Source organism: Kaistella sp. 97-N-M2 (assembly GCF_021513235.1).
Lineage (GTDB): Bacteria > Bacteroidota > Bacteroidia > Flavobacteriales > Weeksellaceae > Kaistella.
This window is the reverse complement of the sequence record NZ_CP090976.1, coordinates 1,338,391-1,353,574: the sequence shown is the minus strand read 5'-3', so window position 1 is coordinate 1,353,574 and position 15,184 is coordinate 1,338,391. Positions and strand designations below refer to the sequence as shown.

Genomic DNA, 15,184 nt, shown 5'->3' with positions numbered 1-15,184 from the left:
AAGACCTGATAAAAAAAACCCTGCAGTAAGAGGTGTTTCGAAAGCGATTTTTTTCTGCCACATCAGCGGTGATGGCGCCAAAACGCAACAAACTTTGCTGACTGCCAAAGCCGCTGAATGGTGCTGCAATAGCGAAAACGGACGCAACAATACTAATCATCCCAAATTCACTTTCGGGTAATATTCGGATGATGAACAAGGATCCGAGAAAAGCACAAATTTTTGCACTTAACAGAGAAAGGAAAATGTGTTGACCTTTGTTATTAAAAAAATTCTGTAAAAATTCCTGCAGACTTTTCACCTTTAAAAATAAAGTTTAAAGATTGATAAAATGTTGATTGCTTTCGATTTCAAGGAGAAACTATCCGTTTGAAAAAGCGCAGAAACATCCTTTGAAAGCTCCGGATAGTTTTCAAGACGATAAATATTTTCCCCGAAATATTTTTGATAGCAGTTTTGAATTTCGACATCCCGGTCAAAATAAAACTGATATGGATACATGCTGGATTTCTGTGGCGTTTTCAGAACTCGTTCATTTAAAATTTTAAAGCTGCGTTTCAGAACCTGATCGCCAAAATTGGTTTTCCACGGCGCGTTGGGTTTCATCAAAGTTCTTTCCCAGCGGTAATTGGTCGCTTCTTTACAGTGCTTATTAATCCATTCAATATAAAAGCGGTGGTTGAATTTCCATTCTTCGGGCAGGGAAATGGCCAGTTGCAAAAAATCCTTCGTCATAAAAGGCGACGTTTGATAGCGCTTTTGCTGCAATACGTGCGCGCCTAAAACCGTTCGGTTGTACGCCACATTTCGGAGTAGAAAAAGTTCTTCGGTCTCATATTTCTGCAAAATTTCATTTAAAGAATTTTGAACTTTTGGTAAAAAGGCAGGACTTTCTACAATTTTAAAATAATTCGGTTTTTTTCGGCGCGGTTCTGTATTAAAACCGCCCAAAACACCGTCGCCAATCTGTCCGCTGTGAAAAAGAGCGAAATTTTCATACCTCATATTTGCAACGGCGTGCTGAACATGAATTCCGCCCGTGTACAAAACCATTCCCTCCGAAATTTCCGTGAGTTCATCGATTTGCTTCAAAAATTTTCCACCATCCAGAGGAATAAACTCATAATGAAGCTGATGATCTTCCGCGATTTTTGCGGAAATGGTATGATCGTAATAGTCGGACTGCGAAAAACACAGGGCATTGCCCGGTCTGATATCGTTTTTAAGCGCATACATCAGGGCAACACGACTGTCGAGACCGCCACTTAGAAGGGCGAGATGATCCGTGCCCAGTTCCGTATCTTTTTTGTACTCCATTAAAACAGAATCCGAAAAAATCTCATGAACACGGTCAATCGCCGCATGTTTACCGCCTTTAAAAAATTCGGTGTCAGAAAGGGTGAAATAGGTTTTTTCCGCCAGTTCCATTGATGCAGGTTTAATTTCCAAATAATGCCCGTCGAGAAGTTTGCGAATTTTTTGGATAGGTGTTTTATCTTCCGGCAGATTGGTAAAACATAAAAGCTGGTACAGCGACTCAAGATCCGGCTGCGTTTTAATTTTCCTTTCCTTTACAATATTATTCAACCGAATTAAACTCGTGTCGATAAAAATCTGATCCTCAAATTTGCCGTAAAACACTCTTTGCGTCGACGTAATATTGGTAAAAACAAATAATTTATTTTGAATTTTATCCCAGATAAACCCGCGGAATTCGCCTTCGAAAAGCCTGATGAGGCCTTCTTTTTTTAAAGTATAAAGTTCACGAAACAACGTTTCAAAATCTTTTAAAGCATATTCTTTTAATAATTTTGATTTATTGAGTAAAACGCCTTCGAACAGAAAATCGAACCGGTCCGACTGCAAATAGAAATCATCGTATTCATTCGAGAGGAACGATTGTATTTTGGTGTGCTGCGCGGAAACGATGATGGAAAACCCCTTTTTCATAGTATGGCTCGACTGGTATATTTTAAAAGTTTAAATTACGTATAATTCAGGGAAAACAGAGGCTATCGACTTAAAATCTGCCTATAAATCTGATCAAATTTTTTGGCGATAATCTGCATAGAGTAACGGTCTTCAACAAATTGATGTAATTGCTCCGGCGCTTCAAAAGAAATTTTATTTTGAAGAACCTTCTTCATCGCTGCAAATAATTCTTCATCGGAATTGGAAATTAATATCCCGTTGTTAAAACCGATTATTTCCGGAATTCCACCCACCTTCGTGGCAATCGCGGGGGTTCCGCTCGCAAGAGATTCCAATAAAACGCAGGGAAAATTTTCGTAATCGCTGAACAGAATAAAACAATTGCTGTTTCGCATTTTCTGCGCAACTTTAGGCAGTGGAAGCGTCGAAAAAGTTTTGATGAAGTTTTCGGCGTTCCTCCGATGAATGAGCTTTTCTAAACTTTCAACGTCACCATCACCACCAATATGCAGCTCGAAATCCGGAAATTCTTTGCGGAGACGCAAGGCAGCCATTATAATTTTCTGCGGATTTTTAAGCGGGACAAGATTGGAAATATGCAAAAACACAAACTTTTCAGGTCTTTCCGATTTAGCCTGAAATAAATTGGTATCCACCACATTCTCAATGACCTGAAACCTGCTGTTAAGTCCTAATCGCTTTAAATCATTTAAAAGATAATGACTTACGGGCAAAACGAACGCAGCATGTTTCGCAATAAATTTCGCTACAAAAAGGTGGAATTTGGGAAGTTTATTTTTATTGATATTTAAAAATCCCGACCAGTGCTCGCTGACGATAAACGGAATGTGAAATTTCATCTTCAGATAAACCGCAAAAATCATGGGTTTCTGCATGATATTGGCATGAACCAAATCTGGCTTCTGCATGTATGAAAAGCCTTTTTTGTAGGAATTCATTCTGCGGATAAAATTGAGCAGCGGACTGCGAGTTTTTTTGTAATAAACGACCAATGTTTTTATGCCGTTAATCGTCCGGCGGTCGAAAAAATAGATTTTTTTTGGTGCGGATCGCCGATGGCGTGAAGGACTTCCACCTCATGCAACAAAGCAACTGCTTCGGCGTGGCGCTGCACAAAATTACCGTTCGTGGGTTCTATTTTACTGGGAAACCAGGAGGAAATAAAGAGAATTTTGTACCGCATGCTTTTTATGTGAAACAAAAATAGGCAATTATTTCAGCCAAAAAAAGTCCGGACAGTTCCGGACTTTTAAAGTATAATTTCGCGTGTATCAATCGACATAAATTCCGGCCCAGCTTCTCTTCAAAGGAAGTAAAAAATCGCTGAGAAAAGCAACGTACTGGTTCTTGGAAAAATCGAAGACCTGTATATCCTGGCTGATGGTGCCCTCTTTTAAACCTTTTCTAAAATCCTGTAATTTCAACGTTTTGGTTTCGCCATTCTCCACAAAACTGGCTTTCATGCGGTCGAATAAACTGAGTTGATAGTCCTGATCAATTTCGCGCATTACACCGCCCAGGGCATCGATAGAACATCCGGATGCAGCTTCTTTCTCCTCATCAACGCAAACGACGATAAACTGATTTCTTTCAATCTTAAAAGAGGACGAAAGTGGTTTTCCGTGTGCAGCCCAAGTAGCCAAAAAATCGTATAACTTTTCTGTAATAACTTTGCTTTCTTTTGGCGTGAAGGGTCGTGAAGCCGGATAAATAATTACCCGATAATCATTGGTCTCTACTATTGTTGATTCTTCAATTTTCATTTTTTTTCACTTTTTTAAGTTCGAGAAATCCTAAGACCACCATGAGGATGCTTGCGCCGGCACTCCAGAAATTTATTTTCTGCGTATCGAAATCGGAAGACCAGATGTTCAAAATAAACAGTAAGGCTCCGGCAACGATAAGAAAGTAAAGCATGTTTTTTCTCATTATAAATCGTCGGCTTCTGCTAAAAGTTCGGCAATATCTTTCACCGCTACTTCCGTATTGTTAAAATGTTTTACGCCATCGGTTATCATCGTATTGCAGAAAGGACAACCCGTGGCGATGATGTTGGGCTTTTCGCTTAAAGCTTCTTCTGTTCTTTCGACGTTGATGTCTTTATTGCCGGGTTCCGGTTCTTTAAACATTTGCGCACCGCCGGCACCACAGCATAATCCGTTGGATTTGCAGCGTTTCATTTCGACGAGTTCGGCATCCAATTTTTCTAAAAGCTGGCGGGGCGCTTCATACTCGCCATTCCCTCTCCCTAAATAACACGGATCGTGAAAGGTGATTTTTTTTCCTTTAAATGTTCCGCCTTCAATTTTCAGACGTCCTTCCTCCATTAGTTTGCGAAGGAACTGCGTATGGTGCATAACCTCGTAATTTCCGCCTAATCCGGGATATTCATTTTTAAGAATATTAAAGCAATGCGGACAGGTGGTTACAATTTTCTTAACGCCGTACCCGTTTAGGATTTCGATGTTGGTTAAGGCCATCATCTGGAAAACAAATTCGTTTCCGGCGCGTTTTGCAGGATCTCCGTTGCAGGATTCCTCTTTGCCAAGCACCGCAAATTCTATCCCGACTTTATTTAAGATTTTGCAGAACGCTTTCGTGATCTTTTTTGCACGGTCGTCGAAACTTCCGGCGCAACCCACGAAAAATAAAACTTCGGGTGCTTTTCCTTCAGCAGCATATTCTGCCATTGTTTTTATGGTGAAATCCATGTTAGATTATCAATTTTAAATTTTATTTTAAATGTTTTACCATTTTAATATCACATCGTGCGTACTCCGATTTTCCAACGGGAATTTCTTTGAAGCCGAATTTGTTATAGAGATTAATGGCAGCCTTCAACGACGTACTGGAATACAAAATTAAGTCGTCGGCCCCCATCTTTCTGGCTTCATCAATGCAGTGCTGCATCAGCAGGTTACCGTAGCCCTTGCCTTTGGAGTCTTCTATTACAGCCATTTTAGTAAATTCCAATTCTCCGAGGTCATTGTACATTAAAGCGAAAGTTCCGATGGCTCTGCCGTCTTCAAGCAGGAAAAAGATCTCACCACCTTTCTCTAAAATATACTTTTCCGGATTCGAGAGCACTTCTGCATCATAAGGTTCAACAACGAAATACTTTTCTAACCAGGCGGTATTGAGGTTTTTAAAATCCTGTGCGTACTTTGGTTCGTATGAAATAATTTCTGCCATTGTTTGATAAAAAATTCAGTTTGAATGAGCGTATGTAGAAAGGTTTATATATTTATTCGTTCGCCCAATTGAGACGGTCGGCCTGATTATAAGCCCACGGCGCCGCATTGTTTTCCACATTGGCCATCATCACGTTCAGTTCGCTGGGTGCGGAAGATTGTTCCATAACCAAAAAACGACGCATATCAACAATAATAGAAAGCGGATCGATGAGGACCGGACAAGCTTCAACACACGCGTTACAAGTGGTACAGGCCCAAAGTTCTTCTCTTAATATATGATCGTCGAGTAATTTTTTACCGTCGTCTACAAACTTTCCGTTTTTATTGATGTTTTTACCTACTTCTTCAATTCGGTCTCGGAATATCCATCATGATTTTCCGTGGGGACAGTTTTTTGCCCGTGATATTTGCAGGACAAACCGCGGTACAGCGGCCACATTCCGTGCAGGAATAGGCGTTAAGCAATTGAACCTGATTCAGATCGAAAATATCGCTCGCGCCAAATTTATCGGGAACTGCGTTCGGATCTGCTTCCGGCGCAGCGGCGTACGGATCAGCATTCGGATCCATCATTAATTTGATTTCTGCGGTAACGGAATCTAAATTGTTGAACTGTCCTTTCGGTTTTAAGTTGGCAAACCAAGTGTTCGGAAAAGCCAAAATAATGTGTAAGTGTTTGGAATAATAAAGATAATTCATGAAGAACAAAATCCCTAAAATATGAAACCACCAGGCGCCTCTCTCAATAAATTCTAAAGTTCCCACGCTAAAATTCTGAAAAATCGGTCCCATTAAATTTACAGAGATGGGAAAACTGCCATGCGCCGCAAAAACTCCCTTTTGCTGCAAAACCCAATCGGACGCGTTCATGGTGAAGAAAGCCATCATCAAAGCAAATTCAATGACCAAAATCCAGTTGGCATCGTTTTTCGGCCAGCCGAAAAGTTCTTTCATCTGAAATCTCCTGATGCCGTAAAAATTACGACGGATAAAGAAAAGAACTACTGCGATAACGACCAAAACTGCTAAAACCTCTAAAGTTGCAGTGAAAAAGCTGTAAAAACTTTCTCCAAAAATGGCCGCCAAAAAGCGGTGCGTACCGAAAATACCATCAACCACTATTTCGAGCAATTCAAAATTGATAATAATAAAACCGACGTAAACTAAAATGTGCAAAAACCCTGCAACAGGACGTTTCACCATTTTACTCTGCCCCAGAGCGACCTTCCCCATGGTTTTCCAACGAAGCGCAGGATTGTCGGTGCGGTCGATTTCCTTCCCAAGGCGTATGTTCCGGTAGATTTCTTTAAAGCTTTTAAAAAAAGTCCAAACCCTGCGAGAAGGGCAATAAAGAAGATAATATTGTCAATATATTGCATATTGCAAAAGTTTTAGTCTTTTATATTCTTCCCAAAAACGGAAAAGTTGAGGTAGCGTTTTGGATTAGCTTTTAAATCTTCAATTAGTTTATTGAGATTGTCGGAAGCTGTGTTTAAATTATTGTAAAGCTGTTCGTCTTTCGTCAGTTTACCCAAACTTCCTTCGCCATTTTGAACGCCGGAGATCACGCCGTTTAATTTATCGGCAGTGATGCTGAGCTTATCAATGGTATTATTGAGTTTCTCAACGTCGACCTCATCGGCAACGCGGCCGTACTTATCGATGGCTGTTTTTGCGCTGATGGTCGCAAGATTGGCATTATCTAACATTTTTTGAATTCGCGGATCGTTGTTCGCCAATAAGGCATTTGTTTGGCGCGAAGTTCCCTCGAAAGACGCCACGGTTCTGTTTAGGTTAAGCAACAGATTTCGGATTTCGGCTTTGTTTTGATCGTTTAAAATTGCATTTGCATTGTTCGTTAAAGAATCTACCCTTCTCAACACAATTTGAAGTTGATCTTTTACGGGACCCACTTGCGAAGAAATATTATTCAACATCGACAAAGTGAAGGCGCCCTTCAGCGTATCGCCGTCTTTCGCCATCGGCTGACCATAGGCCAAATTGATACGCATCTCTTTGCCGGACATCAATCCGGGCTCGAAAATCTCCAAAGTAGAACGTTTTGAAAATTCGAAATTGTCGTCAACCGTTACGGTTACGACGAAATGAATCTTTCCGTCCGCTTCGGTAAGCGGAATAATCTTATCAACCTGCCCAACCTTTAATCCATTGATGGATACGGGATTAGAGGCTTCAAGACCTTCAACATTATCAAATTTTGCGTAAAAAACATTATCGGTAGTGAAAAGGCTTTTGCCCTTCATAAACTGGAATAATATTACAAATCCTATTATCGCTAAAAGGGCGATTAATCCTGCCTTTATTTCCTTTGTGAACTTCACTTTTCTGTAATTTTTAAGGAACAAATATAATACATTTTAAATAAACATCCACTTATTATGTAAAGTCCGGACACACAGAAAGCGACCGTTTGAAGTCGCTTTCTGTGTATATAAACCTGTGTTTTCAATTATTGCTGTTGTGCAGCTTTATTGTAAACTTCTATGCGGTAATCTTTAATATTGGCATTATCCTGAAGACTCTTCAGTAAAAACTGTCCGAACTGCTGTGCATTTTGGCCGGCGATCGACTGTGTAACCTGTTTGATGTCTCCCGGTTGTTTGTTGATGGTTTCAGATTTTTTCACCAAAACGTAAACGCCCGTCATTCCTTCAACAGGATTTGAAAGTTTTCCTTTCGCTACTCCAAATGCAGCGCCGGCAACTCTTGGCTCCATAGCACCTCCAACTTGTGGACTCAGCATATTCACCTGTGCAGACTGTTTGGTACCGCCGAATAATTTCACGATCTGATCTAAACTTGTTGCTTTTGCGGCAGCAATTTTATCTGAGATCTGTTTTGCGATCATTTTGTTTTTGATGATGGGCTCAATTTGGTCTCTAACAGCTTCCGGATCGGCGCTCCCCGTATCCTGTACACCGTTTAAGAAAGCAACAATACGGTCACCAGTTCCATCAACGGTAAAAATATCGGTATCTCCTTTTTCGCGTTTTTTATCAAAAGCCCAAGCGATAATTTCTTCATCTTTATCCGTACCTAACCCCGGTAACTGACCCTGAAAACGGCCAATTTCTTTTGGATTGGAAAACTGATAATTGTTTTTCTTGGCTACATTAGAAAAATCGTTGAAAGATTTCCCCTGAACCTGCTGAATAAACTTGGTTGCTTTGGTGTAAACTTCGTTTTCTGTTTTATCAGAAGGCTTCACAGCTTTTACCAGATTGGCTACTTTATAAGTCATGGCGCCGGATTTTTTATCTTCAATGTTGATGACGTGATATCCGAACTGCGTTTCAACAACTGCTGTTGCACCTTTTCCGTTATTTGCCAGGAAGCTTAGATATTCCGGTACAAATGGTGTTGCCGGAGTAGTCCAACCCACGCTTCCACCCTGTGCGGCAGAACCCGGATCAGATGAATATTTTAAAAGTTCCACAAACTTAGAAGGATCAGCCTTAACCACCGTGTTGATGGAATCTGCAAGTTTTTTCGCTTCTTCTTTCGTTCTTGTCGCAGTTCCTGCCGCCTGATTTCCTTTGTAAGAAACCAAAATATGACGGGATAATGTAGAATCTGAAGGTTTTTTATCTAAAATTTTAGAAACAACATAAAAATTCTGTTCTTTATAAGGACCGAATGTAGTTCCAATACTTGCAGCAGCTACCTTATCTTTTATGGCTACCGGCAATTGACTTGCAGAGAAATATTGCGGATTAAAAGGCATATCGGAATTTAAAGCCACAAACATAGAGTCGTTTGTCGTGTTTTGGAAATTTTCCTTTCCGCCACTCACTTCGCTTCCTTCAGCGAATAACTTGTTGATTTCTTTTTGCGCCGTAGCGTCATCTTCAGAACTTGGTGCTGCCGGGAAATAAACCAAACCGACATTACGGCTTGCATCTCTTTTAAACATTACCGGATGCTTCTTAATATAATCTGTTAAATCCTGCGAGGTAATTTTCACGGGATTTTTTTGAGCGTATGCTGCGTAATCCACCTTCACAAAATCGATATCGGCAACCTGATCTCTTTGCTTCATCATTTCTTCAGCTTCTTTTTTGCTCACGGTGATGCCTGTAGAAACGTTTGCGAATAGCTGACGCGCCATCATTCTGTATTGCATCGCTTTTCTCGTCTTCAGCCAGTTGTTGTACATTTCTACATTTCCGCTGGTTTGAAGTTCTTCGATCTGCTTTTTAATTTCCTGAACCTTGAAATTTCCCTTTGCATCAAAGTTTTCTTTGTTTTGCGCAAACATAGGATCGAACTGAATCTGATTCCAAAACATGTCTTCTGTTAAAGTAAGTCCCATTTTATCGAACTGCTGCTCAATTAATTTAGACTGTACGACCATTTGCCATGCCTGTTCTTCCAGTCCTTTGGCTGGTTGACCTTGCTGCTGGGCTTGTTGTTGAAGCAGAAAAAGCTGGTCATCGAAATCTTCTTTTGTAATTTCGTCACCGTTCACTTTTCCGTAAACACCTGGTTTTGCACCAAATAATTTCTCTAAACTATCGGGATTTACGACGAACGCCAACATCGCAATTGCGATAATTCCCATCAAAAGCCAGGGTCTGTTTCTAATCTCTCCTAAAACTGCCATTTTTTGTATAATTTTATCAGTGTGCGAAAATACACATTTTTAAGAGATTGAGAAAAATTTTGAAGGTTTAAAAAAGAATTTTTAAGTATAGTGCCAATTTTGTCTAAATTTTTCCGTGGCATAGTGCTTGCGAAATTAAAAAGACCTTTTTATTGAAAGGACTTTTAAAGCAAATCCTGGGATTTGTTAAGTAACTAATTAAATTAAATGACAATTTGTCATTCCAAAAAGTATTATGACAGAATTTGAAGATATTGCTTTCGACGAAATTATGGAAGATGGGTTTAGTGTTGTGACCGAAGAAATTAATATTTCTGATATTTTAGACGACTCGAAAAACAGCGATCAGGAAACGTATCCAATTTTGCCGGTGCGCAATATGGTCATGTTCCCAAAAGTGGTCATTCCTATTACGGCAGGCCGCGAAATGTCCATTCAACTTTTAGAGGAAGCACACAAAAACAATGAGTTTATCGGGATTGTAAGCCAAAATAATTCGGCGATCGAAAACCCGACGGAAGAAGATCTCTATCAGATCGGTACTTTGGCGAAAATCATCAAGATTATTAAACTTCCGGAAGGAAATGTGACGGCAATCACCAGAGGATTTCAAAGGTTTAAAATAAAAAACTTCACCGCTTCCAAACCTTATTTTAAAGCCGAAATTACGAAACTTAGAGAGGTGAACTCGAAAAAAACCGAGGAATACAACGCTCTTTTAGAAAACATTAAAGCTTTGGCTTTGCAAATTATCGAACTGGATCCGAATATTCCGAACGCAGCCAACTTTGCAATAAAGAATATGAACGATCCGGAAGATTTGCTCAATTTTATCTGTACGAATGCGAATTTCCCCTACTCCGACAAACAAAAACTTTTGGAGGAAAAAAGCCTGATGATCCGGGCGCAAAAGTGTTACGAACTGATGCACGACGATTTTCGCAAACTTGAATTGCGCAATCAAATTCATCTGAAAACCAATAAGGAATTAGATAAAAGCCAGCGCGAATACTTCCTGAATCAGCAGATGCGCACCATTCAGGATGAATTGGGCGGCGGTCCCGAATCTGATGTGGAGGAACTTTTAGAAAAAGCAAAAAAAATAAAGTGGAACGAAGAAGTTGACGACCATTTTAAAAAAGAAATTAACCGTCTTCAGCGCCAAAACCCGAATTCTCCGGATTATAACGTGCAGCGAAATTATCTCGATTTCTTCACCGATTTGCCGTGGGAGAAATATTCGAAAGATATTTTCGACATCCGCAAAGCCGAAAAAGTTTTGGACAAAGCACATTTTGGGTTAGAAGATATCAAGAAAAGAATTTTGGAGCACATGGCGGTTCTGAAACTGAAAAACAACATGAAATCCCCAATTCTGTGTTTGGTAGGCCCGCCGGGAGTCGGTAAAACGTCGCTCGGAAAATCGGTTGCGGATGCGTTGGGAAGAAAATATGTGCGACTTTCTTTGGGTGGTCTGCATGACGAATCCGAAATCCGCGGCCACCGGAAAACCTATATCGGTGCGATGGCGGGCCGAATTCTGCAGTCCATCAAAAAAGCCGGAACCTCCAATCCTGTGATCGTTTTAGACGAGATCGACAAGATCGCCACCGGAATTCACGGCGATCCAAGTTCCGCCTTACTGGAAGTTTTGGATCCGGAACAGAACAATTCTTTCTACGACAACTTCCTCGAAATGGGCTACGATCTGTCGAAAGTGATGTTCATCGCGACGGCAAACTCGCTTTCAACCGTGCAGAGACCGCTTCTAGACCGCATGGAAGTCATCGAAATCGCGGGCTATACGCTGGAAGAAAAGGTAGAGATCGCAAAAAGACATTTAATTAAAAAACAGCAGGAGGAAAATGGTTTGGACGCAAAATCTTTCAAACTTGGAAATCCGGAGCTTAAACATATCGTCGATGCACATACGTCGGAAAGTGGCGTTCGTGGATTAGAAAAGCAGATCGCTTCCGTTGCGAGATGGATTGCTTTGCAAACTGCCATGGAGAAAACTTACAACCCGAAAATTTCCGTCGAAAAGATAGACGAAATTTTAGGCATTCCACGCATGAAAAACTTATCCGAAATCACGAGCGTTCCCGGCGTTGTTACCGGTTTGGCGTGGACGTCTGTGGGTGGCGACATCCTGTTCATCGAAAGTATTTTGAGCGAAGGAAAAGGAACGCTTACGATGACGGGAAACCTCGGAAATGTAATGAAAGAATCCGCGACCATCGCGCTGGAATACATCAAAGCAAAACATACGGAACTCGGGATTAATTCGGAAGATATTCAGAAAAACAACATCCACGTCCACGTTCCGGAAGGCGCTACGCCTAAAGACGGCCCGTCTGCCGGAATCGCCATGCTGACCTCCATCGTTTCCAGTTTCAAAAACAAAAAAGTAAAATCGCACCTCGCCATGACGGGTGAAATTACATTGCGCGGAAAAGTGCTCCCTGTGGGTGGCATCAAAGAAAAATTACTCGCCGCCGCCCGCGCCGGAATAAAAGAAATTATTTTGTGCGAAGCCAACCGAAAAGATGTGGAAGAAATTAAAAAAGATTATCTGAAAATGCTGAAGGTCCACTATGTGAGCCGCATGAGCGAAGTCATCGATCTGGCGCTCGAAAGATAAAGTTTAGAAAACGTTTCAATTAGTTGGAACGTTTTTCTTTTTAAAAAACATTTTTATTGTTACTTTGTTTGATGAAAGAAATGAAGCTTCCGTTTGTGCTGCGTCTCGCGCTGATTCTTGTGAGCATTTTGGCTTTAGGCTATTTGGCAAAAGTGGGCAAAGGCGTACTGGCGCCCCTTTTTTTTGCTTTTCTGATGGCGCTTTTATTTCTTCCGTTCGCTAATTATTTGGAACGGAAATTTAAGTTTTCCCGCACCATTTCTACCTTTTCTTCACTACTGGTGATGATGGTTTTCCTGTCTGCACTTATCTATTTTTTCACCACGCAACTCAGTGATTTTGCGAGCGATTTTCCCGTGCTGAAAACACAGGTTTCAAAATCATTTAACGACCTGCAGATTTGGGTTTCGAAAACTTTTCACGTAAACTTCGAGAAGCAGATGAGTTATATCGATCAGGGATTGGAAAACCTGCTCTCCTCGACGGGAATTATTTTAGGTTTCACCGTAGCAATGTTTTCGTCGACGATGGCATTTTTTATTTTCAGTGCTTTGTTTTTTATTTTTCTTTTAAATTACCGCCGAATATTATATACTTTCATTACTTCCGTCTTTCATCAAAAACATTTTTCGAAAGTAAACGAGGCCATATTAGAAATTCAAAAAATTATAAAGGAATATATTTCCGGACTACTCATTCAAATTTTAATCGTGAGTGTCCTCACAACCATTTTGCTCTCGGTTTTGGGCGTAAAATATGCCATTTTGTTGGGTATTTTAACCGGTTTGCTCAACGTTATTCCTTACATTGGAATTTTGTTTTCCGCTGCAATTGCTTGTCTTATTTCCTTCGCAACCGGCGGAAATCACACGCTTTTCGTTCTTTTCGGCTTTATCGCCATTCATGCGGTAGATGCCAATATTACGCTCCCTTTGGTCGTGGGTTCGAAGGTTAAAATTAATGCCCTTTTCACGTTTATCGGTCTTTTGATCGGCGAAGAATTGTGGGGAATTTCGGGGATGTTTCTGAGTATTCCTTTCCTCGCCATTTTAAAAATTATTTTCGAGAGAATTGAAGGGTTGGAGCCTTGGGGAAAACTGCTTGGCGAAGAAAGCAGGCTGAACCGAACGCGCAGAAAATATAAAATCACGAAAAAAATTATTTTAGAGGAAAAAGAATAATATTAAATTTGATTTACCAAAAACTTAAATCATGAAAATTCTTAAAACACTTCTCTTCACGTTGTTTGCTTTGATGTTCATCAACGCAGGTCTCGACAAATTTCTACATTACATGCCAGTGCCGGAGTTGCCGGAAGAAACGCAAAAAGTCTTCAGCGCGATAATGCAAATACCGTGGTTATTGCCTTTAGTTGGCGCGATGGAATTAACCGGTGGTCTTCTGGCTCTTTTTCCGAGAACCAGAACAATAGGCGCGCTGGTATTATTTCCTGTAATGATCGGTATTTTAGCCCAAAACTTTACGGTTTCGCCGGGAATACAGGGAATCGCCATCGCCGTAATTCTGTTTTTAATCTTGCTTTGGATCCTGTTTGATAACAAACATAAACTTCGCGCGATCTTCAGTTAGCATAAAACTTCTTTAAATTAAATAGAATCTTTTTCTCCGGAAGAAGATTTTTCTGTTTTACAAAATACTGCCAATCAAATATTTAGCAGGAATTAAATCTTTACAAAAACAATAAAAGCCTTTTACAAACTTTACAAAAATTTCACGCGGACATTTGATTTAATTAATCCAAAAAATTTCCGTTATGAAAACAACATTTTCCCACACCGCGATTGTTTTGATCATGTTTACCTGCTTCGCCGCCTGTGAAAAATCCGGCACCGCAGAAACCGCGAACAGTGTAAGTATTGCTGATGAAAATTCTCCCGCCGCAACCAACGACAGCATTTCATCGGTGGCAACGATGGCTGTGAAAGACAAACAGTTCATAAAATCCGCCGAAGTTAGCATGGAAGTCAAAGATGTGTACGACGCTACGGTTTACATTGAAAAATCTTTAAAAGATTTGGGCGGGTTTGTTACGTCGAGCGACCTGAATTCACAGATTTTGTCGGAAGAAACGCTTGCAATCTCTGATGAAAATGCCATAATAGTTCGGAAATTTCAAACCGAAAACACAATGCAGGTCCGCGTTCCTACGGAAAAATTAGGCGACCTCCTGCTTTTGATCAACAATAAAAAAGTGTTTCTCACTTTGCGGTCGATTCTGGCGGAAGATGTTACTTCAAACATCAAACTGGCGGAACTCGAAGCGAAACGAAATTCAAAAAGTGCTGGGAATATTGAGAAGTTACACCTCGATAAAGGAAAGGTAAAGATGTCGGATGATAACGAGCAGGAAGGCAACTATCAAAAAATAAGCGCTTTCGACATGCAAGATCAACTTAAATACAGCAACATCGACATTTACCTGAAAGAACCGCAACTTCGCCTCGCAGAAATTCCGGTTTCGAATACGAAAAACAGGGACGATCAGTATCAAAACAATTTCAATTACGAGGCAAAAAATGCCGTGTCGGAAGGATTTTATTTGATTCAAAGTATCATTTTAGGCATGCTGAAAATCTGGCCGCTCATCATCATCGGTGGATTCATTTTTTATATTCTCCGAAAACGAAAAACCCTGGGCAAGTTCGAGAACCCAACTTCACCCCAGTAAAGGAAAGTCCTTGAAATTCAACCTCTGGAATTTTTTCGGAGGTTTTATTTTTCCGTAAATTTGCGCCTTGATCAATACCCTTT

Annotated in this window: 13 protein-coding genes and 1 pseudogene; 4 read left to right on the top strand and 10 right to left on the bottom strand. The window is 40.5% G+C overall.

Annotated elements, in window-relative coordinates; translation table 11 throughout:
- Positions 1 to 303: 303 nt before the first annotated feature.
- The 10 genes and pseudogenes from L0B70_RS06490 to L0B70_RS06445 all read right to left on the bottom strand — a co-directional run bounded on the left by L0B70_RS06490 (position 304) and on the right by L0B70_RS06445 (position 9,771).
- Positions 304 to 1,950 (bottom strand): asparagine synthase-related protein, encoded by a 1,647-nt coding sequence (locus tag L0B70_RS06490; RefSeq protein WP_235143468.1) that lies wholly within the window; start codon positions 1,948 to 1,950, stop codon positions 304 to 306.
- A 62-nt stretch (positions 1,951 to 2,012) separates the two neighbouring features.
- Positions 2,013 to 2,891 carry a glycosyltransferase gene (locus tag L0B70_RS06485; protein WP_235143467.1) on the bottom strand — a complete coding sequence of 293 codons (879 nt, stop codon included), beginning with the start codon at positions 2,889 to 2,891 and terminating at the stop codon, positions 2,013 to 2,015.
- 59 nt (positions 2,892 to 2,950) lie between these two features.
- A complete protein-coding gene (locus L0B70_RS06480; protein ID WP_235143466.1) occupies positions 2,951 to 3,136 on the bottom strand; it encodes a hypothetical protein in 186 nt (61 codons plus the stop codon).
- An 88-nt stretch (positions 3,137 to 3,224) separates the two neighbouring features.
- Positions 3,225 to 3,716: a hypothetical protein gene (locus tag L0B70_RS06475; RefSeq protein WP_235143465.1), complete on the bottom strand. Its 492-nt coding sequence runs from the start codon at positions 3,714 to 3,716 to the stop codon at positions 3,225 to 3,227.
- Positions 3,706 to 3,870: a hypothetical protein gene (locus L0B70_RS06470; RefSeq protein ID WP_235143464.1), complete on the bottom strand. Its 165-nt coding sequence runs from the start codon at positions 3,868 to 3,870 to the stop codon at positions 3,706 to 3,708. The genes L0B70_RS06475 and L0B70_RS06470 overlap by 11 nt, the downstream gene beginning before the upstream one ends.
- A gap of 11 nt (positions 3,871 to 3,881) precedes the next feature.
- Positions 3,882 to 4,664, bottom strand: coding sequence for a (Fe-S)-binding protein (locus L0B70_RS06465; RefSeq protein WP_235143463.1), 783 nt, complete (start codon positions 4,662 to 4,664; stop codon positions 3,882 to 3,884).
- 22 nt (positions 4,665 to 4,686) lie between these two features.
- A complete protein-coding gene (locus L0B70_RS06460) occupies positions 4,687 to 5,145 on the bottom strand; it encodes a GNAT family N-acetyltransferase (protein ID WP_235143462.1) in 459 nt (152 codons plus the stop codon).
- A gap of 52 nt (positions 5,146 to 5,197) precedes the next feature.
- Positions 5,198 to 6,526, bottom strand: a pseudogene (locus L0B70_RS06455) (4Fe-4S dicluster domain-containing protein).
- A gap of 12 nt (positions 6,527 to 6,538) precedes the next feature.
- A complete protein-coding gene (locus L0B70_RS06450) occupies positions 6,539 to 7,489 on the bottom strand; it encodes an MlaD family protein (protein ID WP_235143461.1) in 951 nt (316 codons plus the stop codon).
- A 128-nt stretch (positions 7,490 to 7,617) separates the two neighbouring features.
- Positions 7,618 to 9,771, bottom strand: coding sequence for a peptidylprolyl isomerase (locus L0B70_RS06445; RefSeq protein ID WP_235143460.1), 2,154 nt, complete (start codon positions 9,769 to 9,771; stop codon positions 7,618 to 7,620).
- Positions 9,772 to 10,006: 235 nt separating this feature from the next.
- On the opposite strand from L0B70_RS06445, the gene lon reads away from it, so the two are divergent.
- The 4 genes from lon to L0B70_RS06425 all read left to right on the top strand — a co-directional run bounded on the left by lon (position 10,007) and on the right by L0B70_RS06425 (position 15,101).
- Positions 10,007 to 12,412 carry an endopeptidase La gene (gene lon, locus L0B70_RS06440; RefSeq protein ID WP_235143459.1) on the top strand — a complete coding sequence of 802 codons (2,406 nt, stop codon included), beginning with the start codon at positions 10,007 to 10,009 and terminating at the stop codon, positions 12,410 to 12,412.
- A gap of 80 nt (positions 12,413 to 12,492) precedes the next feature.
- Positions 12,493 to 13,593, top strand: a complete 1,101-nt coding sequence (locus L0B70_RS06435; protein ID WP_235143458.1) for an AI-2E family transporter — start codon at positions 12,493 to 12,495, stop codon at positions 13,591 to 13,593.
- A 31-nt stretch (positions 13,594 to 13,624) separates the two neighbouring features.
- Positions 13,625 to 14,002: a DoxX family membrane protein gene (locus L0B70_RS06430; RefSeq protein WP_235143457.1), complete on the top strand. Its 378-nt coding sequence runs from the start codon at positions 13,625 to 13,627 to the stop codon at positions 14,000 to 14,002.
- A gap of 184 nt (positions 14,003 to 14,186) precedes the next feature.
- Entirely contained in the window at positions 14,187 to 15,101 is a 915-nt protein-coding gene (locus L0B70_RS06425) for a DUF4349 domain-containing protein (RefSeq protein WP_235143456.1), read from the top strand.
- Positions 15,102 to 15,184 lie beyond the last annotated feature (83 nt).